This window comes from Shewanella gelidimarina (assembly GCF_023283945.1).
Classification (GTDB): domain Bacteria; phylum Pseudomonadota; class Gammaproteobacteria; order Enterobacterales; family Shewanellaceae; genus Shewanella; species Shewanella gelidimarina.
Window position 1 is genome coordinate 95,353 of the sequence record NZ_JAKIKW010000002.1, and the last position, 26,213, is coordinate 121,565.

Genomic DNA, 26,213 nt, shown 5'->3' on the forward strand with positions numbered 1-26,213 from the left:
TTTATCTTTGTATTCTGTTGTTTGACATTTAATTTTCTAATCCATATTTTTCATCGGCTTACGAATAATCGCGTTCCTTATTGTTCACCTCTATTTCGCTATGTATACTCTGTTGCGTGTCACTATGTGTGTCACCGAAATGGGGTAAATGCTAATGGCAGAAAACAAGCTCACCGCAGCTAAAATCAATAAGCTTAGAAAAGAGGTAAAGGCAAAAGCGCAAACTTTTGCTGATGGTTTAGGGCTAACCTTAAGAGTCACCCCATCAAGCAAAGATGAAGCAAGCGCACTGTGGTTATTTCGATATAGAGTTGGTGACCGAACGACAAGTCCAAAACAATTAGCGCTTGGTAAATATCCTGATTTAAGTATTGCGGAAGCTCGTAAGAAGCGCGACCGATGTCGCCAGTGGTTAGCCGAAGGCAAAGACCCTGCAATCGAGTTGAAGCTGGGGGAAGCCAAAACCCTAATGCCTATTAGCCTGTGGGATGCTGTGAATTATTGGATTGATAATTACGCTTTAGACGCACGAAAGAATGCACTGTTGAATAAGCAGCAATTGGATAAGTGGCTCCCTATCGATGTAAAAAGCCTTCCTGTTAATCGACTAGAAAAGCATAATCTACTTCAAATCTTCCCCAAAGAGGCGGTCAAGAAATATCCTGTCGCAGCATATACGGTTCTGTCAAATCTCAAGCTAGTTTTAAAGTACTGTGCAAAAAGGGGGTATGTAAGAGCAAACAACGAGTTATTTGAAATTGACATCGATATCATTGGAGGTCAAAAAGCTCAAAGTCGCGATAGAACTCTCATTCGAGATGGCAATTGGCAAGAACTAATTGAACTCGTTAAATGGATTAAGTCTGAGCAATGTCTTCCTTACTACTGCAATCTTTTGAGGCTGCTCTATACGTTCGGTTGTAGAACCGGAGAGGCTCGATTATCGAAAATCAGTGAGTGGAATCTTGAATCTAGGCTTTGGACAGTGCCAAAAGATAACAGCAAAACAAAGTCTGAAATTAGACGCGCAATTCCAGATGTGCTGCTGCCTTGGATTACTTCATTGATTGAAGTCTCTGAGCTAAGTGGCAGTGAGTACATTTTAGGAGAATTGAAGAGCGATAAAGCTGTATCAGTGTGGGGCGGATCACTCCATAAAAAACTAGGTCATCAACAAAGATGGTGTCTACATGATATTAGAAGAACGGTAGCAACAGGATTAGCTGACTTAGGTGTTATGCCCCATGTTATAGAGTCGCAGCTAGGTCATATGCTAAAAGGTGTAGCAGGTATCTATAATCGAAGTGATTATCTGCCAGAAAAGGACGCGGCGATGGTTTTATGGTTAAACAGGCTGGAGCTGCTAATAAATGACGACGATAATGTCAGTATTCTGCCAAGGGCTACAGACTTAACTAGAGTGAGGCAGAGCTAAAACATCAGCTGGTTTTGTCATAGCGACTAAATCGCAGTGACACTCAGGAACTCTCCTGCGAAGCTGGCATAAACCTAGCTCACTTCGCCTTAGACATACTTCGAGTGGGTATGGGAATAACTTGGCAGTGATGCACTTTGTTGTTTGAGCTATAAATGACTCGCGGTGGACTAAGCGAATAAGACTTTTTCATATTAACTTTGATCACTTTATCGCTCATTCGGTACACCGCTGGAGTTTCCGACATTGTTTGCCTCAGATATGGTCATGGGTTCGCTATCAAGTATTACTGCTCTACCGACAGCTTGCCTTAATTCACCTCGGAATTCTGATTACCTAATCGATCTGTTTTACTGGAATGGTTAAACTTCTCTACTTCCCCTAAATCGTCGCATGGGTTGAATACCTTCGTGTGTAATAGTTAAAAGCTAGTTCTTTCAGCCGTGAATAAAAATATATTTAAGGGGTATTTGTAGTCGAGAAACAAATAACCCCTTGATAGAGCTAGCTAACTGATAGTAAAGCACTTTGTGCGTATCCGCACAAACCTAATTATCACTAATATATGGGTTGCGTCATTTACTTTTAGTGGTTATGTTCATGTTGGTGTTTGTGAGTTTGAGCTCTGCGCTATTATGGTTTCGTAACTCAAAATCTCCGTGTTTTGCTTAAACTCACCGCCATCGATTCAGCCCATTCAGTGCGTTAAGAGCTGAGACATATCTGCTTGAAAGACGAATAGCGTCACAAGCAAATCCAACAATATTGCCAGGTTCAATTTTAACCTTGCAACCGTTAATAAGGATTTAAATTATGGTTGAATATCTTCAACAACTTCTGACTCAAAAGCAAGTGTGCGGGTCACTCCGCGTCGGACGGACTTGGCTTTGGCGCGCAGAAAAAGAGGGGCGTTATCCCAAGGGAATCCGGCTCACTCGGCGTTGCGTTAGGTATCGTGCCGACCTCCATGAACAGTTTATCAATGGTGATTGGACGGAGGCAGCGAATGATGACTAATTTCGATTGTGTTTTTGGCTGTTTTCAGCCCAAAAGACTGACAATCCCCTTTACTCTGGACTCGCTTGAACAACAGGCGCCGGAGGTATTTAAGGAGCTTTCCAATATGGAAAGTGAATTAAGGACTGTGATGTTAATCTTTCTAAATGGCGGCACTACAGCGCCTGCAGGCTACTGCATCGCAGACCACGAATGTATTAAGGAAGACACCACCATCAGTGGGCTACGCACTAAATGTTTTGTCGATATAGAGACGGTAAGAATCTGGAAGAATCAGAGCATACACCGGATGTCCGATGAGCTGATTTTCGAGTTCTTTAACGACAGAGATACGATGAGGCGGCGAGTTAGCGCTTCAGTCTTTGCGGGTAAAACAAAACGGTTAGAAAAGGGAGTACTCGACGCCAAGCAGAAGCTGGGATTTGATCGGGTTATGGCAATATTAACTGGAGGGGATCCAAGCGTGGCAGCGAATGATGACTAATTTCGAGCGTATTTTATTGAAGGGGGAGATCTCAATGTGATAGCAACGATTGCGAAATGAAAAACGACCCTGAGTAGAAACTCAGAGTCGTCCGTTTAACAGGCTGAGGTGTGAAGTTTGGAGACCTATCACCTCAGCCTCTTCAGAGAATAACACCTTATGAATAATATTCCAGCTGGAAGGCTAACTCACGCCTGTTATAAAATTATCTTAGGCACCATCTTTACTCATGTTGACTTTACCCGTGAGAACAAACTGCAACATCAGTTCGAGGTTTCTTACCCCGGAAAATTCAAATTATCAGCCGAACAAACCGCATCACCACAGGCTTTCAGCCTATGGGACAACTTGCGAGTCAGTGGGTATTTAATAATATCTATGAGAGGTTGTTCCTTATGTATTTAAGTCATTCCCGTGTAATTGAGTGGGGCGCTTCGCTATATTTGGTCAATGCCAAGGTGAGTGGGTGCTACACAAAGATGTTAAAAAGTATGATGGGCCAACTATTCAACATGCTTAGTCATCATAATAAACTGCATGCATTGCGCTTCGATCTACATCAAGCAAAATATCAGCCAGACAATAAACGGATCACCAGATTCAATCGAAACCTGTTTAAACGGTTAAAGCGGAAGTATGGTGTTAAACGTATCGGTTATTTCTGGGTTAGAGAGCAAGAGACTGCCCCTGCACCGCATTATCATTGTGTACTGTTTCTTGATGGTAGCAAGGTAGATTATCCCAATCTGGTACTGCGTTATATCCGTGAGGTGTGGCTGAACATGAGCGGCAGTTATTTTGTGCCCAAGCATTGCTTTTACAATTTTCATCGCTCAGATGACGCGCGTATTAGAAAGGTTATCTACCGGATAAGTTACCTTGCTAAAGGCAGAGGTAAAGGTAATCGCCCACCGCAAACCAAAGACTCCTCGCCAAGTCGTATCAAGCAGAAAGTACCTTAACTCAACTAGATAAAACTAGAATGAAAATCGGTACAGCTGGGTTGTTTATGGTTGCTACTTCGCGTGATGAGTTCGATTTAGGGTCGTTAGTTGTAGGGCACAAATTTCGTGTAAAAATGCCATCGATTAAATAGAGAGATGCAGTACACATTAACAAGTTTAAGTCAGTTTCATTGTGCCTAATAGAACTTACCAGTACACTCTCCGGCACAATTAAACATCTTATCGCCACTCGCATTTTTAATGGCGCAGCATTCAGCTTTAGCTTTCAGTTTCGGGACTCAATAATGACTAACAAGCTCACTCTTCAAACCCTTGAATCTTTTCTGTGGGAAACCGCCGACATTCTTCGCGGCAATATGGATGCGTCTGAATTTAAAGACTACATCTTCGGCATGATGTTCCTCAAGCGTCTGTCTGATGCCTTCGATGAAGAGCGCGAGAAGGTGGTTCAATACTATCTCGATAAGGGTAAGACCCAGGCACAAGCAGAAGAGTTAGCCGAGGATGAAGATGAGTACGATGACACCTTCTTCATGCCTGCTATCGCCCGTTGGTCAGTGCTGAAAGATCTGAAGCACAACATAGGTGAGGCGCTTAATACCGCCGCCGAAGCGATTGAAGAGCACAACTCAAGCCTTGAAGGCGTGCTAGTCACTATCGATTTCAATATCAAGAACAAGCTGTCTGATAAGAAGCTGCAAGACTTGCTATCGCACTTCAATAAACACCGCCTGCGTAATGCAGACTTCGAGCGCCCCGACTTATTGGGCACCGCTTACGAATACTTGATCAAGATGTTCGCCGATAGCGCGGGTAAGAAGGGCGGTGAGTTCTATACCCCGAGTGAAGTGGTACAGCTACTAGTGTCACTGCTTAAGCCCCATGCGGGTATGCGTATCTATGACCCGACCTCAGGTTCGGGCGGTATGTTGGTACAAATGCGCAACTATCTAGCCGTCCATGGTGAGAACGCTGCTAACTTGTCACTGTATGGTCAGGAGATGAACCTCAATACCTGGGCAATCTGTAAGATGAACATGTTCTTGCATGGGGTACACAGTGCTGATATCCGTAAGGGCGATACCTTGCGCGAGCCTAAGCACACTCAAGGCGGTGAGCTGATGCACTTTGACCGCGTTATCGCTAACCCGCCTTTCTCCCTCAAAAAGTGGGGCAAGGATGAATGCGATAACGATGGTTTCGGTCGCTTCCCTTACGGCACACCGCCAAAAGATGCCGGTGACTTAGCCTTCGTGCAGCACATGATAGCCAGTACCAATAACGATGGCATGGTCGGTGTAGTGATGCCGCATGGGGTGTTATTTCGTGGTTCAAGCGAGAAAGCGATTCGCCAAGGCATTCTAGAAGATGACCTGCTTGAAGCGGTTGTCGGTCTGCCATCAGGTTTGTTCTATGGTACGGGTATTCCAGCGTGTTTGTTGATCATCAATAAGCAAAAGCCTGCAGCACGTAAAGGCAAGGTACTGTTCATCAACAGTGAGCTTGAGTTTGAAGAGGGTAAAAACCAGAACAAGCTTCGTCCACGAGATATTACCAAGATCGTCGAAACATTTGAGTGCTACGCCGAGATTAAGCGTTACTCAAAATTGGTCGAACTGAGCGAGATAGCGGACAACGACTATAACCTCAACATTCGCCGCTACGCCGACACCTCGCCACCAGCAGAGATCTTTGATGTACGCGCCATCCTTCACGGCGGTGTCCCTGTACGTGAAGTGGAAGATACTTACATTAGGGACGAAATCTTAAAGGGTTTTGATGTCAGTGTGGTGTTTGAGCCCAAAAGTGAAGGCTACTACGCATTTAAGCCTGAAATCGAAACCAAAGAACAGATCCGCCCGCTTGTCGAGAGCAGCCTTGAGCGTGTTGAGAGCTCTGAGCTAGCGCCTGCGGCTCTTAATGAGAGTGCGTCTGCGACGGTTCTTGGAAAAAGTGCGCCTGCGGCGGGAGTGGTATTAGCCCAGCTAGAGCGCTGGTGGGATAAGTACCACGTATCACTCCACCAGCTCGATGCAGAAGTGACTGAAGCTGAGCAAGTGATGCAAGGCTACCTGAAGGAGCTGGGTTACGATGTGCACGACTGCAAGGATGCAGGAGGTAGAGCAACGTCGGGAACAGTTGCCGAGGATGCACAAGTACTGCGAGCGAATGGATGCGCAGGAGCGGTTGAGTAATGGCTAATTCGAATGCTGTTCCTACCGGGTGGGGAATCTCAAAAATTAATGACACATGCGAGATCTTGGACTCAAAACGTATTCCATTAAATTCACAGGAACGCGCAAAAAGAGTAGGTATCTATCCATATTATGGAGCTAATGGTGTTCAAGGTTACATCGATGATTATATTTTTGAAGGAGAACATGTCCTTTTAGCTGAAGATGGAGGTAATTTTGACCAGTGGGAACATAGACCTATATCGTACCTCGTTGATGGAAAGTTTTGGGTCAATAATCATGCTCATATTTTAAAAGCCAAATATGAGAATATAACTAAATTTATGCACTACAGTCTGGTGCATAAAAATATTTTGAAGCATATCAATGGTGGAACTAGAGCGAAATTGAATCAATCTGACATGAGAGATATTCAGTTTTTGCGTCCCCCACTCCCAGAACAGCAAAAAATTGCTGCGATCTTGACTTCTGTGGATGAGGTGATTGAAAAGACCCAAGCGCAAATCGATAAGCTTAAAGACCTCAAAACCGCCATGATGCAAACGCTGTTGACGAACGGTGTTGGCACTAAGCAAGGCGACGCTACTCTTAACAATAGCACTGCTAGTAGAGAACGTTACATTCCCCACACCGAGTTCAAAGACTCACCCGTCGGCAGAATACCCAAGAGCTGGGAGGTTGTAAGGCTTAAGCAAATGATGCTTCAAATAAGGGATGGTAACTATGGGGCTGATTACCCTAAAGCATCTGAAATGCTTGATGAAGGCGTACCATTTTTGACATCAACAGTAGTAGGTAATGATCAAAAGGTTAACCTTTCGAAGCTTAAGTTTATTTCTAAGGAAAAGCATTTTCAGCTTGCTAAAGCACACATTAAGACTAACGACGTACTTTTTACCAACCGAGGTGCAAATGTAGGTAATGTTGCATTGGTTCCTGAAGTACTTGAAGACGCCAATATTGGACCGCAACTTACATTCCTTCGCGTTAATGAACATAAAGTGACTTCATTATTTTTGTACATTGCACTTCAATCTGATTATTTCAAAAAGCAACTGCGTCAGCTTGATTCGGGGAGTGCAATGAACTTCTTTGGGATTGGTACAACTGAAAAGTTTATATTTGCAGTGCCTCCTCTCATTGAGCAAGAGGAAATCGCGCATTCTATATATTCGTCAATGATAAAAGTCGACAAACTTAATGAAAAACTTAAACAAATCAAAGCTCTAAAAAAAGCCCTGATGCAAGATCTACTCACGGGTAAGGTGCGCGTGAAAGTCGATTAACAAGCTGCATAACTTAGCTATTGAGTAACAAGACAATACATATAAGCACAACAGCAAGGATAACCATGAGCAAGGACGCTTTGCCGCAATCAAGCCAGTATCCCCAAACCACAGAGGCTAAAACATCATTGCCTATTGAAAGATATGATGGTTCGGCTACCTTATACGATTATCTAGCCGATGGTTTAGAAAGTATTTTTGAGCAGGGTGATAAGTTGCGCTTTAGCAAATTTGGAACCCAATCAGCATACTTGCCCTCATGGGCAACCGTTATGCAGCTTTTGGGCTGGACGAACCCAAGTTTAAAGATGTTATCTTTTATAGAAGGTCATACAGGCGTGCCTTTAAAGGTATCTAGAACGGCACGTTATGACTTGTTCACTCAAAAAGGAGTGGCTGAAAGAGCTGGTTTTGAAGTTTTCAATTGGATGACGACAGCGGCAGACCCCTTCTTTAAGCAATCTTGTTCAAAGCTCCAACTCGATATGGATAGAGCTAGCAAAGTAGGTTCTAACGCAGGAGATTGGTTGTCAGGGGTTGCGGGGTATAAAGCTAAAGCAAAATTAGAACATAATGATGATTATTTTGAGTTGGTACCGCTAATAAAGTTTTTAGAGAAACGATGTCGTGAAGACGTAAGCTTTCTTGAATTAGCCAAAAAACAAATCAAACAACAGCAGTTAGACACCAATAACCCAAGTATGGCTTGGCAGCTACAGCTACCTTTATGGAATACATCTTCACTTGTAGATGAAACGATACTGAATGATTTTTCTTCCCACTTTAAGAAAATAGCTTCAAAAGAGACATATTCAAACACACAAAAGCTATCATTTATTAGTTGTTATTTACCTATATATTTTGATTTTTACTTTGGTGCGTTTGCAAGTTTTGAAGTGGGATGCGTGCTTTATTATCGTGATGAGCATGAATCGCTTGAATCAAAGAAAGGCATATTGAATCGAGCTATTACATCGTACTCGACAACCCCTAAAGTTAAATCGTGTCTTGAGGCGTTATTAGATGAGATTAGAGATGTCATTCCTAACCAAGAACGCAAAATGACATGGACAGATTTAGCTGCTTTTATTCCTGTTAATGTTGATGAAAGTGAGCTTGAATACTCAGCGACGAAGCTTAAACGTAAGAAAGTTGACAGGTTAAAAGCATGGCGAAATAAAAAAGACTTGCCCACGAACGACTTACTACGGCGATTCTTAGGAAATATATACGAGTCTATAGGGGAGCAAGGCAGTAGTGCTCTTGGCGATTTGTTTGTGATAGCTACGGGGATTGATAGGCAAGTCACTTATTTGTCAAAGCAAGCTGAGCGGGAAGGTATATCAAAGGGTGAGATAGAGTCTGAGGTAAGGGCTGTTCTTACCACTTATAATAAGTACTACCAGCACTCACTGAAGCAATATTTATAAAAATAGTCGCTGGTTTAGTTAGCGACTATTTTTTATTTGAGCGGATTGGGCTTAACAATTTTTCTGAAACTGGGCGTTTTTTACGCCATGATTAATCATCAAGCTGATCTTCCCAATCGTCTGGGCGCTCATCTTCACCGCGACTTCCCCAGTATTCATCATTATTGGGGTTGAGTTGATTACTATGATTATCATCGTCATGTTTTGACATGTTACTTACCTCCCTTTTTACCGCCGCCAGAGTTCTTAGCTGCCGCACTTTGAGCCTTAGCAGCAAAGCTGCCTTTAGCTACGTTACCTTTCTGAGCTGTCGCGCTTTGAATGCGAGCGGCTGCTTGAGGTGTCATTGGTGTTTTGTTATTACTCATTGTGTATCTCCAATTTGAAAGTGATGTTGGTAGAAGCCTCTGCCAACGCCGAGAATAATGCCTGAGTAATTTGTTGTTGCAGTGGGGGGGGAATTGTCCAAATTGAGATTAATTGAAACTTTTTGAAGGTGAACGAGAAGCCGGTTGCTGTAAATGAGGCTAAGTCACGGTACTATTAAAATAATAAGCTTTATATCAAAAGCTTAATGACAGGGATTAGTTAAAATGATAAACGAGCAGTTTTTCAATTACGTCAAATTGTTAGATAAACAGTATTTTAGAAAGCCACAATACAACCTTTTTAGAGTTCTCCGCTCAGAATCTGACGAAGTGCGCTTACACTCTCGATTTCTAGGTGATTTACTCAACCCTAAAGGCGGGCATCAACATGGGGATAGATTACTTCAGCTTTTCTTGCAAAAGTTTGACTTGAGCATTACAACCGACGCGTTGGTTGATGTTGAGTATAAGAATATTGATATTCTTATTAGGTCTGGTGACACTGCGATCATCGTTGAAAACAAGATTTATGCAGGTGATCAGAATGAGCAGCTGTCTCGTTACTATGAAGTGATGATAAGTGAAGGTTTTCGCAATATAGAAATCATCTACCTGACATTAACTGGCTACCCTCCAAGTGATGATAGTACAGCAAACCTCACGAAAGAGTTTCTTGATGAGCACCTAACTCTTGCAAGTTATGAGCAAGATATTTATGAGTTAATTCATCGTTATATTGAGGTGTCAGCGACTGATGCGCCTTTGCGAGAAGCTCTCATTCAATATTCAGACATCATTTCTAAATTAACCCACAAACTTGAGAATAAAGAACACATGGAAGAGTTAAAGCAGTTGTTGAAAACAAGCGATAACCTAGCGGCAATACCCAATGTTCTCGCTGCATATAACGAAGTCTTGGTTGATTATCAGCTTGATATATGGGAACGAATAGATAAAGGCATTAGCAGTGAGTTTGGTGATTTACTTGAGGAGTCTGTTACGAAGCAACCAGCACCAAGAAAATTGATCAAGTCATATGTTGAAAATCGTCGCAACTCAAAATATTTGAACATCAGCACACCGTTAGACGGCTTTAAGAATACCTCACTCCTAGTGGAGCAAGACCATCATATTTATTTTGGGGTTTATTGCTCCGACGGAAATACAACTGACAGTTTCTCTCAGATAAAAAGTTTTTCCAGCGACTTAAAAGCAGAAGTTTGGGATAGTATGCCATTAGGGTTTTATGCCGAGCCTCAGATTAACTTTAAGAATTTAAGCTCTGATGATCTTGCGTATTTATCTAGTGAGAACAATAGACAGGCGTATGCCGACTTCATTATCGCTAAGCTACAGGATGTGGTTTCACTGCTTAATCAGTGAATCAAAAGTAGGTAAGTTCTATTGGCAGTACCAGCGGTATGTATTTTTTCTAAATGATAAGCAGAGCCTGCAGTTATGAATCAAGATGAGTTCAACAAAGTAGAAGCCCCAGCCATTTCTCAGTTAGTGAGCTTAGGCTGGCAATACATTCCAGGCAAAGCACTATCACCAGAAAATTCAAACGGTGAACGAGCTTATTTGCGTGATGTGGTGCTGGTGAAACGTCTTGAAGCTGCGATAAAGCGCATTAATCCCTGGATAAGTGATGAGAACCTGCGCAAGGTCTCGCGTGAAGTGACACATCCTAACTTTGCCGCCTTGATGGAGTATAACCACGGTTTCTATCAAATCTTAGTGAGCTATCTATCGGTAGAGCAAGACTTAGGTAAAGGGCGCAAGGGACAAACCGTTAAGCTGGTGGACTTTGAACAGCCCGAAAACAATGAGTTTGTCTGTACTAACCAATTCAAAATCGAAGGCGTTAACCAGAACATCATTCCCGACATAGTCTGTTTCGTGAATGGTATCCCGTTAGCCGTGATTGAGTGCAAGTCGCCTTATATCGCCAGCCCGATGAGCGAAGGGATAAACCAGTTACGCCGCTATGCGAACCTTCGCCACAGTGAAGACCATGAAGGGGCAGAAAAGCTGTTTTGGTATAACCAGCTAATGGTTTCAACTTGTCGCGACCAAGCCAAAGTCGGCACTATTAGTTCGAGTGCACAGCACTATGGTGACTGGAAAGATGCTTACCCTTTCAGTGATGAACAACTGGCTAAGCAGTCACTGCAGGATAACGTGGTGGGCTTACGCTCTCGTGTTGAGATTGAACTTCCTGACGATGCACTAATTAATGAGCTTGATCCATCGGAAGATTGGCAGAAAGTGGCTGAGCCCTCAGTCCAATATAATGAGCCACCAGCGAGCTATGAAGCACTCACCCATGTGACGGCGCAACAAAGGCTATTAGCTGGCATGTTTAGCCAAGCGAACTTCTTAGATATCCTGCAAAACTTTATTCTGTTTGAAACCGATGATGGTCGTCTGATTAAGAAAGTGGCGCGTTACCAGCAGTATCGTGCGGTAAACAAGGTGATAGAACGCCTTAAAAGCGGTAAAGATAGAAAAGAGAAGTCTGGTGTAGTTTGGCACACCCAAGGCAGCGGTAAGTCGCTAACCATGGTGATGTTGGCGGTGAAGATGCGCCGTGACCCTGAGCTGAAACAGTACAAGTTGGTATTTATTACTGACCGTACCCAGCTCGATGAACAGCTTTCTAATACTTTCCGTGACGCGCAAGGTGAAACAGTATATAACGCGGGCTCTGTGGCGCAGTTAAAAGAGCTACTTAAGAAAGACAGTTCTGACCTTGTGACGGCTATGGTGCAGAAGTTCTCTGACTTAGAAAAAGAGACTGAGAAAGAACAAGAAAAGCAGCAAGGCGTAGCTGCTGGGTTTGCTGACCTTAACCCTAGCGACAAGATTATCGTACTTGCCGATGAGGCGCACCGAACGCAATTTGGCGGCTTGGCGATGACCATTAACGCTGCATTACCTAATGCGCCAAAGATTGGCTTTACAGGTACACCGTTGCTCAAAACCCAAAAGATGGGGCAAGCCTTCGGTGGCTATATCGATGAGTATAAGATTAACCAAGCGGTGGAAGATGGTGCGACGGTAAAATTACTTTACGAAGGTCGTGAGGTTATATCTGAGGTTGCTGGTGAGTCACTCGACAAGCTGTTTGAAGAATACTTCGGGGATTACACTGAGGAAGAGCAGCGTGAGATTAAGAAGAAATATGGCGTAGCGAAAGCGGTACGTGAAGCCCCTGCCCGTATTCGCTGGGTGTGTTTAGATCTAATAAAGCATTACAAAGAGCACATTCGCCCAGATGGTTTTAAAGCCATGATTGTTGTTGGTAGCCGCCATGCAGCAGCTATCTTCAAAAAGACCTTAGATGAGCTTGATGCACCCCCGTCTGAAGTGATTATATCGGGTGATCATAATGACAAAGCTTACATTGCAGAACATACCGATAGTGTTCGTCAGAAAAGAGTCATTAGTAACTTTAAAAAGCCCTTTGGTATCGATAAGCAGGGTACTGAAGATAAAAATAGAAAGTTTGATAACACTGCCTTTCTTATTGTGAAGGATATGCTGCTCACGGGCTTTGATGCTCCGATTGCGCAGGTAATGTATATAGATCGCAAGTTACAAGATCACACCTTGATGCAAGCGATTGCCCGAGTGAACCGTACCTACAAAGGTAAAACCTGTGGTTATGTGGTCGATTATCACGGCTTAGCGACTTACTTAACCGAAGCGTTAGATCTGTTTAGTAGTGAAGATGTCGAGGGGACGATTCAAAGTCTTAAAGATGAGATCCCTAAGTTGAAGGCGAAGCATACTCGTGCAATGTCATTCTTTAAGGATATCAGTAGTGATGATATTGACGACTATGTGCTTGTGCTGAAGGATGAGGCTGTCCGCGCTCAGTTCGATATGGCGTTTAAGCAATTTGCTACACAGCTTAATGTGATCTTACCTGATGCTGCTGCCGCACCTTTTATCCCTGATATGAAGTTACTCGGTAAAATCCATAACGCCTCTAAAACGCTATATCGCGATGCAGGCTTAGATATGCATGAGATTGGTGAGAAGGTTCGCCAGCTGGTGGATGAGCATATTCTGAGTACGGGAGTCGACCCTAAGATCCCACCCGTTGATCTATTAGATGCTAACTTTAAAGAGAGCATTAAGCCTACTAAATCAGATGAGTCAAAAGCCTCTGAAATTGAGAGTGCGATTCAACATCACATCACCATCAACCTTGATGAAGACCCTGAGTATTACCGTTCTTTAAGTTTACGCTTACGTGACATTATCGAAAAGACCCATGGTAAATGGGGCGAGCAGCTTGAACTGCTATTTGAGCTTACTGGAGATATTGGAAACGCCCACCAGCAAGCGGCACAAGATGTTGGTTTAACTGAAACCGAGTATGCCTTCTACGGTATTTTGATGGCGGAAGTGACTCAAGTTAGTGATGGCGATGTGATTGATGAGAGTGTTCATGATGCGATTAAAGCAACCACACAAACGTTAGTAGCGATGCTTGATGAAGCGACGGACATTATCGATTTCTTTAGTAAAGGCGATGCAGTTAAACGCATGCAGAAAGAGATTAAGCGTGCCGTACTCGACCAGCCGTTTGGTGATAAGGCGTTAGTGTTGGTCTTGCAAAATCGCTTTATGGAATTGGCCAAGACTAAGTTTGGGAATAAGTAGCAGTGAAAGCAGTGATTCCTGAGCAGGTTGAAGTCAAAGGGCTTTGTGTTGATATCGTCAGAACAAGCAGAACTAAGACTGCCTCGATTAAGATTGATGATGGTTTAGTATCTGTTGTCGTGCCTAAAACGCTTGCCATTGAACGTGTTAAGCAGCTGGTGGAAGATAAATATCAGTGGATAGTACAGAAGATTGCACTGCATGATGCGTCAAAGCCTGCGAGTGACCGAGAATTTATATCTGGTGAGGCCTATGCCTATCTTGGGCGTAACTATCGCCTTAAAGTGGTTACAGGTGAGTATGTTCCAGTAAAGCTTACCCAAGGGCGTTTGGTTGCTACGCTGCCTGATGGCGCTAAACGCAGTAACCTAGTCCGAGATGCGATAATCCGTTGGTATAAGCTCAATGCCTTACGCAAGATAAAAGAGAAGGTTCGTCGCTATTCTAGCGCCATGGGCATAGAAGCGAAGTCTGTAAGCATTAAGACGTTTAAAAGTCGTTGGGGAAGCTGCAGCCCTAAAGGCGAACTCGATTTTAATTGGCTTATCGTGATGGCTCCCAATCGAGTAGTTGATTACGTGGTGATCCATGAGCTGTGCCATCTGAAACAGCTCGACCATTCCCCCAAGTTTTGGAAAGAAGTAGAGCGAGTCATGCCTGATTACGCCGAGCACAAAGAGTGGCTGAAGTTGAACTCTGGCAGGCTGGTGATATAGACAAATTGCGCTATAACTAATTGGGCTGTTCTCGTTATTTTCAAAATGGTAAAGGACAAATAAATGGAATTATACCTGCGTAATATAGCTAAACGCTGGAAGTCTGAAGCGCATAGCGCTGACCAACTGATTATATTCTCGCCTTATATATCCTCAAAAACTGCTGACGTAGTGATAGAAAAAGCTATAGGTAAAAAATGCGTTATTTACACTCTTTTTTCTGCAGAGTTATTCATCAATCTTAGTTCTTCGGTTTCGACCTTAATTAGCCTCAAGAAGAAGGGGGTGACCTTGTATGGCTTACCTAAACTGCATGCAAAGCTAGTTATTGTCCCTGGAGTGTTTGCTAGCGTTGGCAGCCAAAACCTAACGGCAAGAGGAACAAAAAATTTAGAAGCTAGTATTGTAATAACCAGTAAAAACAAAATTGATAAACTACTTTTGCAAACTGAAGAGTGGACGGGTGAAAGAAGTGAAATATCTCTTTCAATGCTTGAAGATATGGCAAAACTTATTAAGCCATTTGTCAAAATTTATAAAGCCCTCATTAATGATGCTGAGGCAATAGATATTGACATAAAATCGCTTGAATTAGAGAGAAGAGAGGAAAAAGAAAAGCTACGATTAGCAAGAGTTGAGGAGCAAAGGAAACTCGCCGAAAGAAGACGTTCATTGGAGTTGCTTGAGGAAATACTGTCAAAACAAGCTAGTCAAAGCGAAGTCGTTGAAGGAAAGGTTAAATGGGTTGAAAATAACCCTGATACAGAGACAAAAAAATATACTAGCAGTTTTACTTTCACGTCCAACAGTAAATGTGATTTTACTCGATGGTCTATGAATAATGATGATGTCGTAAGACTAGCGCGTATTTACCGTTATCTTTTCTTACTAGAAGACTCAGGAAAAATAGCTTGGGCTCGTGTTGCTAAAAGGCGCATTACATACTTCTGTGATGGTGTTTCTAATGTTGGAGTAACTGTTGTTAAGGGTATGTCTTGCTCTGTTAGCTTTGAGGCTAACTGGGATGTCGATAAGGCAACGGATGCTAACTTAACTATCTTAATAAAGCATAGGCTTCTTGATATAAGCGTTAAATGTCCAGCTTGGTTTGGCGTTGATAGTCTAAATATCAGGTGCGAAGATATGGAAGTTATTGATAAGCAGCGAAATTATTTTAATTTGGGTTATGATATGCGAGATTGGATTGAAGAGAATAAAGACGTGTTTGCAGATTCAGTGCTTAAGGTATTACTAGAGCCTTTTGTTTATAAAAAGAAGTTAACAGGAAGCTCCGCCTACATTTTTTTGGGGGATGTAGGAACTAGCTATGCGTTGCGAGCAGTAAAGATAAATGACAGTCCAATCTTAGTTGGAAAATTGATATAGCTTCGTTTTGGTATTCGTGGGGATGGATATCATCCCCACATATTTATGTGCGCCTTGCTTGTATTCTGCATAGAGGTTGAGTTATGTCATCTGAAATCATTAAATGTCCTTTTTGTTCTCAGAAAAACAGGGTTCCTCTAGATGGTATTGTTCAGAGAGCAAAATGTGGCTCATGTGGACAGTTTATTACTGGCGTCGGGAAAAGTACGTGCAGATTTTGTAAGAAATGTATTTCAGATGGTGTCAACCTTTCAGATGGTTCCATGGTTCATGAGCTTTGTCTGAGTTCTATCCAAGAGAGAAAAAGACAAACTGAAATCGAAATCACAGCACTAAAAGCTAAGCTTCAGCTTTTGTATGAAAAGCTTCAGAAGGTCCATGGCTTTTTTTTTAAGATCAGTTCTATTTTCTTTGATCCAAAAGTCGATGTCGAAGCTATTAATGAATCAATATCTTTAGCTGAGTGTACACTTGAAGACCTAACCAAGACCTCTGATGAGCAGCAGGATAGGATTGATGAGGTGTATGAATTATTTCTATCATATCCTCCAGATTGGGATGACAGAAAGCGAAAAGTAGCTTTAAGAGATGGGAAAGCGTGCAGTAAATGCGGTGATACAAGGCATCTTCATCTACACCATATTAGTCCTTTAGGCAGAGGAGGTACTAATGAGCTATCAAACCTAAAACTGCTTTGTGAGGATTGCCACCATGAAGAACATCACTGCAAAAAATTTTCGGGTGCGTCTTCTCCTTCTGAAACAGCATATTCCAAACGTGTTGCGAACATTAGGCATGCAATTAAACACGATAAGCATATAAAATTTTCTTATAAAAAACCAAATGAAAAATCGCATATGCCTAGACTTATAAAGCCCATCGAGCTAGTCAGTATTACGCACCAAGATGGTCAAGGTTTCACGCTTTGTATTCGTGGCTATTGTGAGCTTAGAAAAGAAGAACGTCATTTTGCTCTTAAGCGAATGAAGGGGCTTAAAGTAACTTAGTGCGTTACAGTCTGAACCTGTAACTGCTCATCTGAAAACTTAAATTTTATGAAATTTGTCGGTGTTTACTTTTTGGGGGATTACGGATATTTAAGTGGATAAACGATATTTTCTAATGCGGAAAAGTTTAAGGCTTGGTCTGGCGTGTGTCACTATGCGTGTCACATTTTATCACCATTAACCAAGCCTTTGGTTTTAACTTATTGATAAATAAGTTATAAACCCAACGTAATTACTTCTTGTAAGAAGTGGCTACGTTGTCGATGCGGTCGTTAGCACGCTTAGCTTCTGCTTGTGCGTCCATAGCAGCCGCTTTAGCATCATTAATGTCAGCAGACATTTTGCCATGATCTGACTTTAGAGAGCTAACTTCAGCTGAAAGCTGGTCAACTTTGTTACCTAGGTTTGCAACGCTTTCTTCAAGAGCAGTAGTGTTTGCACAGCCACCTAGAAGGGTAGTCATTGCTACACCAGCAATCAAAAGTATTTTGTTATTCATCGGGAATTCCCTTTATTTAGGTTGGATTTAATTAGCACAGCTGCACATAACAACTGAGCAGCTTAATTATGTCATAGACAAAAAAATTTGCTATGAATTTTAATGCTAAGCTCTGAATACCTTAGCGAATAATTGCTCAATTGCAAGCTAAGTGCAATTTTAATGCTAATTCACACAATCATAATCTTAGTCTATTAATATCAATCTAAGCTGAGTTTTTATTTTCGTCTTAATTTGGCTGATTGTTTTTAAGTGCTTGTACCGCTGCAATTCGCTTGATACTGAGTTGTTGCTTAATGTCCGCACCTTTAAAACCGTCATCAATAATGGTCTTTACTGCCACACTCGATGCGGCATCAAAACACGCTTGTATGTAGTCAGCCTGAGGATACTCATTTAGCTCAAAACCTTTACGCCCCCTAGCATCGGCCTCACAACTGAGTAAGAGCTGGTCTATGCGTTGCGGTTTACGCCAAAAATCTGCTTTGTCGAACAGCTTAACGATGGTGTCAGCCCTAAGATCCATCGCATTATGGATGTTTTGATGTTGGTCGCTGACCAGTAATGCCAGATCGCGGTATTCATTTGGCACTCTAAAGCGATGACAAAGCGCTTTAATGAGGGGCAATCCTTTTTGTCCATGACCATAATGTTTTGGTAGCGATTCTTTAGGGCTCAACGCCTTACCGAGATCATGTAGTAGTGCGGCAAACCTAACAGCATTGTCATTAGACAACTTTGCGGCTTGCTCAAGCACCATTAACGTATGGATACCAGTGTCAATTTCAGGGTGCCATTGTTCAGGCTGTGGTACGCCAAAAAGCGCATCAATTTCTGGAAATAAAACACTCAAAGCACCACAGTCTTTTAATACGCTGAAGAAGACTTGCGGGGCATTGCTCGATAATGCCTTGTCGAGTTCAATATAAACTCGCTCAGGCGTTAAGGCCTCAAGTTCACCGCTTTGGCTAATCTTTCTCATTAACTCGAGAGTCTCTGCTGCAATGGTAAAACCCAGAGCATGAAAACGCGCGGCGAAACGGGCAACACGCAGTACGCGAAGTGGATCTTCTACAAAGGCATCGGACACATGCCTTAATATACGGGCATTAAGATCGGCAATACCCAAGTACGGATCATATTGGTTTCCGTCACTATCTTGGGCGATGGCATTAATGGTCAGATCCCTGCGGAGTAAGTCCTGCTCTAGGGTCACATTCGGTGCAGCATCCACGCTAAAGCCCCCATATCCTGCCGCGGTTTTTCGCTCGGTTCTGGCAAGGGCATACTCTTGTTGGGTACTGGGGTGCAGAAATACCGGGAAGTCCTTACCGACTTGCTTATAACCCAAGGCCAGCATCTGCTCTGGCGTGGCACCTACCACCATATAGTCACGATCTTTTATCGGCAGATTTAGCAAATTATCGCGGACAGCGCCGCCAACGAGATAGATTTTCACAATAAAGCTCACTTATGGACATAAGTAGCAGTTTAGCATGGATAAATCGATGTTCGCTGTCAAAATAGACCTCTTACTTGAGCCGATAGACCTCTTACTTTAGCCGCTTAAGTTGTCGCAAGTTTTGACAACTGATCTGCTTGGCTTTAACGTGAGTGTAATTTCTAGATTATTGTCAAAGCGTTGAGCATTAAGCTGATAGGTTAGTGGCACTCAAAGTGTTATGTTGCAGCCATTCAAACGTTTTCTAAATAGCAGAGTGATTAACGGCCCAATCGGCGGTTTTGCTCCTCTAACAAGGATTAAAAGCAGTATGTATAAGGCTTTTTTTGGGTTGAAAGATAACCCTTTCTCTATAGCGCCAAACCCACATTATCTGTTTCTAAGCGATCGCCATAGAGAAGCGTTAGCACATCTGACCTATGGATTAGGTGAAACCGGTGGCTTTGTGTTGCTGACGGGGGAGGTGGGTACGGGAAAAACTACTGTGTCGCGTTGCTTACTCAATCAACTGCCCGAGAACACAGATACTGCCTTTATTCTCAACCCAGCTTTGACGGAGTTAGAGCTACTGGCGACATTATGTGATGAATTAGAGATAAGTTACTGTGAATCTCCAAGCCTTAAACAACTGACGGACCGCATCAGTACATTTTTGCTCAATAATCACAGTAACGGCCGTAATACAGTACTTATCATTGATGAGGCGCAGCACCTTAAAGCGGAAGTGCTTGAACAACTTAGGTTATTGACTAATCTAGAAACCGATACCAAGAAGTTATTGCAGGTGATTCTAATTGGCCAGCCAGAGTTACAGCAGCTGCTTAAACGGCAAGAGTTGCGCCAGTTAGCACAGCGAATTACCGCTCGTTACCACCTATTGCCGTTAACGCTCGAAGAGGTTGGACTCTATGTTCAGCATCGACTGCAAGTGGCGGGTCGACATGAACCTTTATTCCATAAAAGTGCCATTAAGACATTACATAAGCACAGTGATGGCATCCCTAGGTTAATTAACCTGTTGTGCGAACGTGCACTAATGGCCAGTTATGCGCAATCTAAAGTGCCTATTGATAAAAATATGATCAATATGGCATCACGAGAAGTGTTAGGTGAAGAACCTGAAAAGAAAAATATCTGGTTTCCCATCGGTTTAGCAGCATCAATAATATTGACTTTCTCGGGGGCATTTTACCTCTTTAGCCAACCTGGAAGCGAAACCACAAATTCAGAACCTAATCGTTTCCCAGCTTCAGCCTCTAATGATGGAAGTGCGAGCACTGAGGTGAATACCACTACAGCAACATTGAGCAGCAGTCAGCGAGTACTCAAAAATGCAATGGCACAAAGTCGTGATATCGACACCGCTTATGCCAGTATCTTAGGCTTGTGGGAGAAAGCGCCTTATATCGGCTTATCCGCCTGTCAATCTGCGCAGCAACAAGGCTTGTCTTGTTATCAGCAGCAGGGTAACTGGAATTCGATAGTGAGGTTAAACTTCCCCGCCGTTGTTTACCTTGTCGATGAGCAACAACAAGCATTTTATGGCACCGTTGTCGCAAGACAAGGTGAACAGATGTTACTGCAACTTAATGAGCAACAGTTGTGGGTTAAACGAGATTGGTTTACGCGACACTTTAGCGGTACGTTCGAAATACTTTGGCAAGCTCCTCACAATCAAGTCAGTGAAATTGGTAAATCTGCCAATCAGGCTCAATTGCAGTGGTTAGAAAATAGTTTAGCCATTGTGACGGAATCATCACCTCGATTAGTGTATCAGTTTGATGGCCAGTTAGAGCAAGCAGTAAAAGCATTTCAGCGTCAACATGGATTGGCGGCTGACGGTATTGCGGGAGCACAAACATTGGTACAGCTAAACCTCTACTTAAGTGATATAGGACCTCGTTTAGGTCAATCTAAGAGGTTGTATTAATGTCAATTTTACTCGATGCGGTGACGAGAGATAAACAGCAGTCTCAAGGCATACAACATGATGTTGTAATGACGCCTAGAGCCCAATATAAGACGGTTAGTCATGAACATAAAATGGCTAAACGCGCCGTGGCATTCGCGGTTTTACTGTTACTTAGCGTTGCGTTAGCGTGGTTGTTGAGCCAAATTTTCATGGCAGAAAAAATTAATAACGATAACGTCGCTAATCAAACGTTTGCAATGCCAGCAGAGCAGAATAAATCGAATACGTCGGGAAATGTTCAATCAGCGGCGAGTCGTCAGTTTGAGGCTAATGACGCAAGCATAAAGCTTGCTGGCAAAGTCGCGTTACCTGTAGTAAGGGCAATGCCTAACAGTGGATCTCAAGCCCGTCAAACATCGTTTGTACCCGCTGGCAGAGTGACAACGTCGAACGATGCAGCAGGTAACGACTTACTCGCGGCAGTACTTAAAGCGCAACAGAGTGTTGAAGCGGATGACAGCCCTGCTGAAGTTAAGCGCCAAGCCGTTAGCAATGAACCCGATCCGATTATATTGGGCGCTAATGCAAATCAACGTGGTCAGGATATGTTGGCATCACTGCAATACGAAGTCGATCTTGCTGCTGCAGACGTTGGTTTAGATTCAAAGCCGAAACCACAAAATGACAATAACCTCGTTGCTGCTTTTGAAGCTGCGCTTAAAGATATTGAGCGAGAAAATGCCTTCGCCACTCCGGTGACTCAGCCAGCATTAGACCCTATCCCCACTACGCCGAAAACGGATAGTATTCCTAAGTACGGGCAGTTACCCGCAGGCTTGCAGTTACAGGTACCAGAATTTTCTATTAATGCGCATGTATACTCAAGTGTTGAGGATAATCGCTGGTTGAATGTGGATGGCGCTGAACTGCAGCAGGGCGATAAGATCCAAGGTAAACTCACCATTGTAGAGATTAGACCTCGAGATGTGGTGTTGTCGATACAGGGCACTGAGTTTAAGGTTCCTGCCATCTAAATTGTCAACTGCTCTTCGGACAGTACGTCACCAAAAAGGCCTAACAATCGTTAGGCCTTTTTAATGCGTATCACTTTCTGTTGTTGATCGTGCTAGCCATAGAAATGGTAAGCCAGCAGTAAGGTCAGTGCGTAGCCGACGGAATAACATAGGGCTAGAGCCGGTACATATTTAAGATAGCTAACAAAGGTCAGTTCTTTTACTTTACTCATGGCGATAATGCCGGCTGCTGAGCCGATAACAAGTAAAGATCCGCCAACACCAACTGAGTATGTCAGCCCTAACCATTCCGGTGTATTAAGCGCGGGTTCGGCTTTTAATAATGCCGCGGTTAATGGCACGTTATCAAGTAACGCAGAACCAATACCGGCAACAAAGTTGGAGATGTTAGGGTCAAACTGAGTATAAACCTGAGTTAATAGATCCAAGGTGCCAATCTCTTTAAGCATGCCTACAAGCAGTAAAATCCCTAAAAAGAACAGCAGGGTGTCGTATTCAACTTGACGGATATACTCCAGGATCTGCAGCTCCTCTTTATTGCTGCGTGTTGTATGGCCAACAAGGAACATCACCGACAGTCCGGTTAAAAAGGTGAGTACTGGAGGGATCCCAAATAATATGTTTAACACCATTGTCATTACAATCGTGGTAAAGAAGATGACAGCGATACCTATATCAACTGCGCGAACCTCTGTTTTAATGGGTGTCGTACAGACTTCACCTTCAGCTTTAAGTGAAAATAGCACTGCTAGCAGCATGACGCTAACCGCAGCAGGTATAGATAGCATCAGCAGTTCTGACATATGGACATGGCCACCAAGAAAGATCATCAAGGTTGTCACATCACCTGTGATAAGCGCGACTCCACCCGAGTTAACCGCAAAAATGATGAGCACGGCCATGCGTCTACGTATGTTCTTTTCTAGGTTGAAAGTGGTGAGTAAGCCTAGAGAAACCAGCGTAGCGGTCACGTTGTCGCAAATGGCGGAAAGTACCAGTGAGAACAATGCCACTTGCAGCATTAACATGCGCACCGATACACGTTCAGGAAATAGCTTTTGCACCAGTACTTGGATCATACCTTTGGCATTGAGATACGCAACAAAGGTCATGGTAGACATCAGAAACAACCATAAGGTGGCAATTTCCAGCAGATTTTCGTTTAGTTGTTCTTCGACTAACTTTTCATGGCTGGGATCTCCCGCGGCCATAAAGAGCACAATCCAAGAGATACATCCAAAAAACAGAGTGGTTTTAGCTTTATTTAGATGGGTAACTTCTTCAAACACAATACTCAACAACGCGAGTACAGCTAGCGATATTAAAAATGCGTACAACATAGGGCTACTCACAGACAGATTTTTATATTGGATACTGAAATCAGTACAGGCTTGCTCTAATTTAAGGTTTGTTTAAGCTTTCCTTGCTAGAGCGCGGCGATCAGACCACAGCATAAATAAGAACGCAACCGTTATCTGGATCAAAGTTATTGCAGAAACGTGAGCTTAACACTGTGGATTTTGTATAACTTAGTGTTAACCGCTGACTTGTTATTAATGTGTAGCGATAATGACTGTTTTTTCGTGGTTAAAATACACACAAACAGATGGCTTGACTAAGGGGAATTGAATCAGAAGTTATCGCCATTAAGCAAAAACCTATACTTGAACTTAAGAGCGGGATATCGGCTAGGGCAAATTATTTACTGAGGGTTAAATGAGCAGTATGTTGTGGCCATAATAGAATGCCCTTACGGTATTGGGTGTTTAGGAGCAGTATCATGGGTTTTATCATTAAAACTGGCCTATTTTAGGCGCAATAGCTTAGCTACTCGTGAGCGTTAAGTGACACGTTTGAAACACGCTAACGGTGATTGATATAAGAGGATGCGAAAGCATTCTTTTTTTATCTAAAATTAAGCCCATAAAAAAGGAACACCTAGGTGTTCCTTTAACGTTAACTTGGTCTATAACCTTAGCTGTATGCGCTAAGTCTAGCCTTTTGCCATTTTTGCAAAAACGCGATCAGCAGCAGCAAGCGTTGCTTCTAGTTCTGCTTCACCATGAGCGAGAGACATGAAACCTGCTTCATAAGCGCTTGGTGCTAGGTAAATACCTTCATCTAGCATGCCATGGTAAAACACTGGGAATTTCTCAGCATCACACTTGGTCACTTGCTCAAATGAGGTCACTTGCTCTTCTTCTGTAAAGAAGAAACCAAACATGCCACCAACGTAGTTGATTGCCATTGGAATGCCGTGTTTGTTTGCAGATGCTTTAAGGCCTTCTGCAACATACTGTGTCTTAGCGGCGAGTTGCTCGTAAACACCGTCTTCACAAAGCGCGTCCAATTGTGCAAGACCTGCAGACATTGCTATTGGATTACCTGAAAGTGTACCCGCTTGATAAACAGGGCCTGTAGGTGCAATAAACTGCATCACATCTTTACGGCCCCCAAAAGCACCCACTGGCATGCCGCCGCCAATCACTTTACCAAGTGTTGTTAGATCGGGTGTTACGCCGTAGTGACCTTGTGCGCCGCCCTTAGAGACACGGAAACCCGTCATTACTTCATCGATAATCATCAATGCACCGTATTGGTCACAGATTGCACGTAGGCCCTGTAAGAAACCTTCAACTGGTGGAATGCAGTTCATGTTGCCAGCAACAGGCTCAAGAATGATGCAAGAGATGCTGTCTGGATACTGCTCAAATATTGCCTTAACCGAATCAAGGTCATTATAAGTCGCCGTTAACGTGTGCTTGGCGAAATCTTCAGGTATACCAGGAGAGCTTGGCTGACCTAAAGTGAGTGCACCTGAACCCGCTTTTACGAGTAAGCAGTCAGCGTGGCCATGGTAGCAACCTTCAAACTTTAAGATGTTGTCACGGTTAGTAAAGCCACGTGCCAAACGGATAGCACTCATAGTGGCTTCAGTACCTGAACTCACCATACGAACTTGTTCCATTGAAGGCACCATTTCGATGACTTTTTCAGCCATAGTGACTTCAAGTTTAGTTGGCGCGCCAAATGATAAGCCGTTTTCAACCGCAGCTAGTACAGCTTCACGAATTTTTGGGTGGTTATGACCCAAGATCATCGGGCCCCAAGAGCCAACATAATCGATGTATTTTTTACCGTCGGCATCAAAGATATATGCGCCATCGGCTTTTTCAATAAAACGTGGAGCACCACCAACACTACTAAATGCGCGGACTGGAGAGTTAACGCCGCCTGGAATGGTTTTTTTAGCCTGTTCAAAGAGTTCGTCGGAACGGGTCATTTTAGATCCTTAAAAGTCAGTAGCTTGATTAAAAGTCAGCTTTTCGTGAATACCAATTAACTGGGCGCTCATATTGCTCTAATTGAGAGTCAACACCAAGCGTCAGTGCAAACAGTGCCATACGAATTAATAAACCGTTATCAGCCTGCCTAAAGATGGCGAGGTTAGGGTGGTTATTAAGATCGTTATCCAGTTCATTTGCTTGCTTACGAGAATCTCGTGGCAGCGGATGCATGATCACTGTGTTCGATTTACAATGTTTTGTATAAATACTTTGGTTTAATCTAAATTTTCCACGGTATTTATTTGCTTCATCTTGCGAAGGGAAGCGTTCTTCTTGAATACGCGTTAGATAGAGTATATCAGCGCGGTCTAAATTGCCTTCAAGTTGATCTGTTATTGTGATCGTATGCCCAGCATTTTCAATGTCATTGATCACATAGTCAGGCATTGCTAACTCTTTCGGTGACACTAACGTGAAGCTGACATCTTTATACATACACAAGAGTCGAGAAAGTGAATGCACTGTACGGCCAAATTTCAGGTCGCCTACCATAGCGATATGCATACCGCTAATATCACGTCCACCTGCAGCGAGCTCTTTTTGAATGGTAAACAGGTCTAGCAATGCTTGAGTTGGATGCTCGTTTGAGCCATCACCACCATTGATGACTGGAACACGACTGCCCTCGGCAAATTCTTTAACTGAAAATGCTTCAGGATGACGCATCGCAATCACATCAGAGTAGCTCGATAGCACTCTGGCGGTATCGTATAAGGATTCGCCTTTTGACAAAGAGGATGACGCCATACCCACGGTTTCATTCACTTTGCCACCGAGCAAGCTAAAGGCACAGCCAAAGCTGATGCGAGTACGCGTACTTGGTTCAAAGAAAAGATTGCCCAATACAGCCCCATCAAGGACGGTGGTCCGTTTTTGTCTTAAAGCATAAGGGGTCATTCGGGTGGCAACGTTGAATATGTTCTGTACGGAATCCAAACTAAGTTGGTTTACCGAGAGGATATGTGAACCTTGAAACTGAGTCATCAGCCTATATTT

General features: G+C 43.1%; 19 protein-coding genes. 13 read left to right on the plus strand and 6 right to left on the minus strand.

Annotated elements, in window-relative coordinates; all coding sequences use genetic code 11:
• The first annotated feature begins 154 nt into the window (after positions 1 to 154).
• The 6 genes from L2729_RS02300 (at position 155) to L2729_RS02325 (ending at position 8,812) form a co-directional block, all read left to right on the plus strand.
• Positions 155 to 1,435 carry a tyrosine-type recombinase/integrase gene (locus tag L2729_RS02300; protein WP_248986796.1) on the plus strand — a complete coding sequence of 427 codons (1,281 nt, stop codon included), beginning with the start codon at positions 155 to 157 and terminating at the stop codon, positions 1,433 to 1,435.
• A gap of 1,147 nt (positions 1,436 to 2,582) precedes the next feature.
• Entirely contained in the window at positions 2,583 to 2,936 is a 354-nt protein-coding gene (locus L2729_RS02305) for a hypothetical protein (protein ID WP_248986797.1), read from the plus strand.
• Positions 2,937 to 3,331: 395 nt separating this feature from the next.
• Positions 3,332 to 3,898: a YagK/YfjJ domain-containing protein gene (locus tag L2729_RS02310; protein WP_487250769.1), complete on the plus strand. Its 567-nt coding sequence runs from the start codon at positions 3,332 to 3,334 to the stop codon at positions 3,896 to 3,898.
• A gap of 287 nt (positions 3,899 to 4,185) precedes the next feature.
• The gene (locus tag L2729_RS02315; protein WP_248986799.1) at positions 4,186 to 6,096 is read left to right on the plus strand and encodes a type I restriction-modification system subunit M; all 1,911 of its coding nucleotides are present in this window, start codon (positions 4,186 to 4,188) and stop codon (positions 6,094 to 6,096) included.
• Positions 6,096 to 7,382, plus strand: a complete 1,287-nt coding sequence (locus tag L2729_RS02320; RefSeq protein ID WP_248986800.1) for a restriction endonuclease subunit S — start codon at positions 6,096 to 6,098, stop codon at positions 7,380 to 7,382. Before L2729_RS02315 ends, L2729_RS02320 begins: the two co-directional genes overlap by 1 nt.
• Before the next feature lie 65 nt (positions 7,383 to 7,447).
• Positions 7,448 to 8,812, plus strand: coding sequence for a hypothetical protein (locus L2729_RS02325; protein WP_248986801.1), 1,365 nt, complete (start codon positions 7,448 to 7,450; stop codon positions 8,810 to 8,812).
• Between the two features lie 212 nt (positions 8,813 to 9,024).
• On the opposite strand, the gene L2729_RS02330 is transcribed toward L2729_RS02325, so the two are convergent.
• Complete coding sequence (locus tag L2729_RS02330; protein ID WP_248986802.1) at positions 9,025 to 9,180, minus strand: hypothetical protein; 156 nt, start codon at positions 9,178 to 9,180, stop codon at positions 9,025 to 9,027.
• A 225-nt stretch (positions 9,181 to 9,405) separates the two neighbouring features.
• On the opposite strand from L2729_RS02330, the gene L2729_RS02335 reads away from it, so the two are divergent.
• The 5 genes from L2729_RS02335 to L2729_RS02355 all read left to right on the plus strand — a co-directional run bounded on the left by L2729_RS02335 (position 9,406) and on the right by L2729_RS02355 (position 16,963).
• Positions 9,406 to 10,563 (plus strand): PDDEXK-like family protein, encoded by a 1,158-nt coding sequence (locus L2729_RS02335; protein WP_248986803.1) that lies wholly within the window; start codon positions 9,406 to 9,408, stop codon positions 10,561 to 10,563.
• Positions 10,564 to 10,638: 75 nt separating this feature from the next.
• Positions 10,639 to 13,854 (plus strand): type I restriction endonuclease subunit R, encoded by a 3,216-nt coding sequence (locus L2729_RS02340; protein ID WP_248986804.1) that lies wholly within the window; start codon positions 10,639 to 10,641, stop codon positions 13,852 to 13,854.
• 2 nt (positions 13,855 to 13,856) lie between these two features.
• Positions 13,857 to 14,570, plus strand: coding sequence for a M48 family metallopeptidase (locus L2729_RS02345; protein ID WP_248986805.1), 714 nt, complete (start codon positions 13,857 to 13,859; stop codon positions 14,568 to 14,570).
• A 63-nt stretch (positions 14,571 to 14,633) separates the two neighbouring features.
• On the plus strand, positions 14,634 to 15,956 hold the full coding sequence (locus tag L2729_RS02350) for a phospholipase D-like domain-containing protein (protein ID WP_248986806.1): 1,323 nt from the start codon (positions 14,634 to 14,636) through the stop codon (positions 15,954 to 15,956).
• An 83-nt stretch (positions 15,957 to 16,039) separates the two neighbouring features.
• Entirely contained in the window at positions 16,040 to 16,963 is a 924-nt protein-coding gene (locus L2729_RS02355) for a WYL domain-containing protein (protein WP_248986807.1), read from the plus strand.
• A 232-nt stretch (positions 16,964 to 17,195) separates the two neighbouring features.
• Here L2729_RS02355 and L2729_RS02360 read toward each other — a convergent pair whose 3' ends face one another.
• Positions 17,196 to 17,462, minus strand: a complete 267-nt coding sequence (locus tag L2729_RS02360) for an Lpp/OprI family alanine-zipper lipoprotein (RefSeq protein ID WP_101092969.1) — start codon at positions 17,460 to 17,462, stop codon at positions 17,196 to 17,198.
• 229 nt (positions 17,463 to 17,691) lie between these two features.
• Positions 17,692 to 18,921, minus strand: a complete 1,230-nt coding sequence (locus L2729_RS02365) for a multifunctional CCA addition/repair protein (RefSeq protein ID WP_248986808.1) — start codon at positions 18,919 to 18,921, stop codon at positions 17,692 to 17,694.
• Between the two features lie 313 nt (positions 18,922 to 19,234).
• Between L2729_RS02365 and L2729_RS02370 the strand changes: the two genes are divergently transcribed.
• Together L2729_RS02370 and L2729_RS02375 are read left to right on the plus strand one after the other, a co-directional pair.
• Positions 19,235 to 20,854 (plus strand): ExeA family protein, encoded by a 1,620-nt coding sequence (locus L2729_RS02370; RefSeq protein WP_248986809.1) that lies wholly within the window; start codon positions 19,235 to 19,237, stop codon positions 20,852 to 20,854.
• A complete protein-coding gene (locus L2729_RS02375) occupies positions 20,854 to 21,870 on the plus strand; it encodes a general secretion pathway protein GspB (protein ID WP_248986810.1) in 1,017 nt (338 codons plus the stop codon). The genes L2729_RS02370 and L2729_RS02375 overlap by 1 nt, the downstream gene beginning before the upstream one ends.
• Before the next feature lie 92 nt (positions 21,871 to 21,962).
• On the opposite strand, the gene nhaD is transcribed toward L2729_RS02375, so the two are convergent.
• From nhaD to L2729_RS02390, 3 genes are all read right to left on the minus strand, one after another.
• Positions 21,963 to 23,210: a sodium:proton antiporter NhaD gene (gene nhaD / locus L2729_RS02380; protein WP_248986811.1), complete on the minus strand. Its 1,248-nt coding sequence runs from the start codon at positions 23,208 to 23,210 to the stop codon at positions 21,963 to 21,965.
• Positions 23,211 to 23,863: 653 nt separating this feature from the next.
• Positions 23,864 to 25,153, minus strand: a complete 1,290-nt coding sequence (gene hemL, locus L2729_RS02385; RefSeq protein WP_248986812.1) for a glutamate-1-semialdehyde 2,1-aminomutase — start codon at positions 25,151 to 25,153, stop codon at positions 23,864 to 23,866.
• Positions 25,154 to 25,181: 28 nt separating this feature from the next.
• Positions 25,182 to 26,201: an aspartate carbamoyltransferase gene (locus L2729_RS02390; RefSeq protein ID WP_248986813.1), complete on the minus strand. Its 1,020-nt coding sequence runs from the start codon at positions 26,199 to 26,201 to the stop codon at positions 25,182 to 25,184.
• Positions 26,202 to 26,213: the final 12 nt, after the last annotated feature.

Excerpts from the sequence above, each read along its gene's own strand:
- L2729_RS02370 (WP_248986809.1), top strand. The coding sequence starts at position 19,235 with ATGTATAAGGCTTTTTTTGGGTTGAAAGATAACCCTTTCTCTATAGCG.
- L2729_RS02310 (WP_487250769.1), top strand. The coding sequence starts at position 3,332 with ATGTATTTAAGTCATTCCCGTGTAATTGAGTGGGGCGCTTCGCTATAT.
- L2729_RS02355 (WP_248986807.1), top strand. The coding sequence starts at position 16,040 with ATGTCATCTGAAATCATTAAATGTCCTTTTTGTTCTCAGAAAAACAGG.
- L2729_RS02335 (WP_248986803.1), top strand. The coding sequence starts at position 9,406 with ATGATAAACGAGCAGTTTTTCAATTACGTCAAATTGTTAGATAAACAG.
- L2729_RS02340 (WP_248986804.1), top strand. The coding sequence starts at position 10,639 with ATGAATCAAGATGAGTTCAACAAAGTAGAAGCCCCAGCCATTTCTCAG.
- L2729_RS02300 (WP_248986796.1), top strand. The coding sequence starts at position 155 with ATGGCAGAAAACAAGCTCACCGCAGCTAAAATCAATAAGCTTAGAAAA.
- L2729_RS02325 (WP_248986801.1), top strand. The coding sequence starts at position 7,448 with ATGAGCAAGGACGCTTTGCCGCAATCAAGCCAGTATCCCCAAACCACA.
- nhaD (WP_248986811.1), bottom strand. The coding sequence starts at position 23,210 with ATGTTGTACGCATTTTTAATATCGCTAGCTGTACTCGCGTTGTTGAGT.
- L2729_RS02390 (WP_248986813.1), bottom strand. The coding sequence starts at position 26,201 with ATGACTCAGTTTCAAGGTTCACATATCCTCTCGGTAAACCAACTTAGT.
- L2729_RS02360 (WP_101092969.1), bottom strand. The coding sequence starts at position 17,462 with ATGAATAACAAAATACTTTTGATTGCTGGTGTAGCAATGACTACCCTT.
- L2729_RS02315 (WP_248986799.1), top strand. The coding sequence starts at position 4,186 with ATGACTAACAAGCTCACTCTTCAAACCCTTGAATCTTTTCTGTGGGAA.
- L2729_RS02350 (WP_248986806.1), top strand. The coding sequence starts at position 14,634 with ATGGAATTATACCTGCGTAATATAGCTAAACGCTGGAAGTCTGAAGCG.
- L2729_RS02320 (WP_248986800.1), top strand. The coding sequence starts at position 6,096 with ATGGCTAATTCGAATGCTGTTCCTACCGGGTGGGGAATCTCAAAAATT.
- L2729_RS02330 (WP_248986802.1), bottom strand. The coding sequence starts at position 9,180 with ATGAGTAATAACAAAACACCAATGACACCTCAAGCAGCCGCTCGCATT.
- L2729_RS02375 (WP_248986810.1), top strand. The coding sequence starts at position 20,854 with ATGTCAATTTTACTCGATGCGGTGACGAGAGATAAACAGCAGTCTCAA.
- L2729_RS02305 (WP_248986797.1), top strand. The coding sequence starts at position 2,583 with ATGTTAATCTTTCTAAATGGCGGCACTACAGCGCCTGCAGGCTACTGC.
- hemL (WP_248986812.1), bottom strand. The coding sequence starts at position 25,153 with ATGACCCGTTCCGACGAACTCTTTGAACAGGCTAAAAAAACCATTCCA.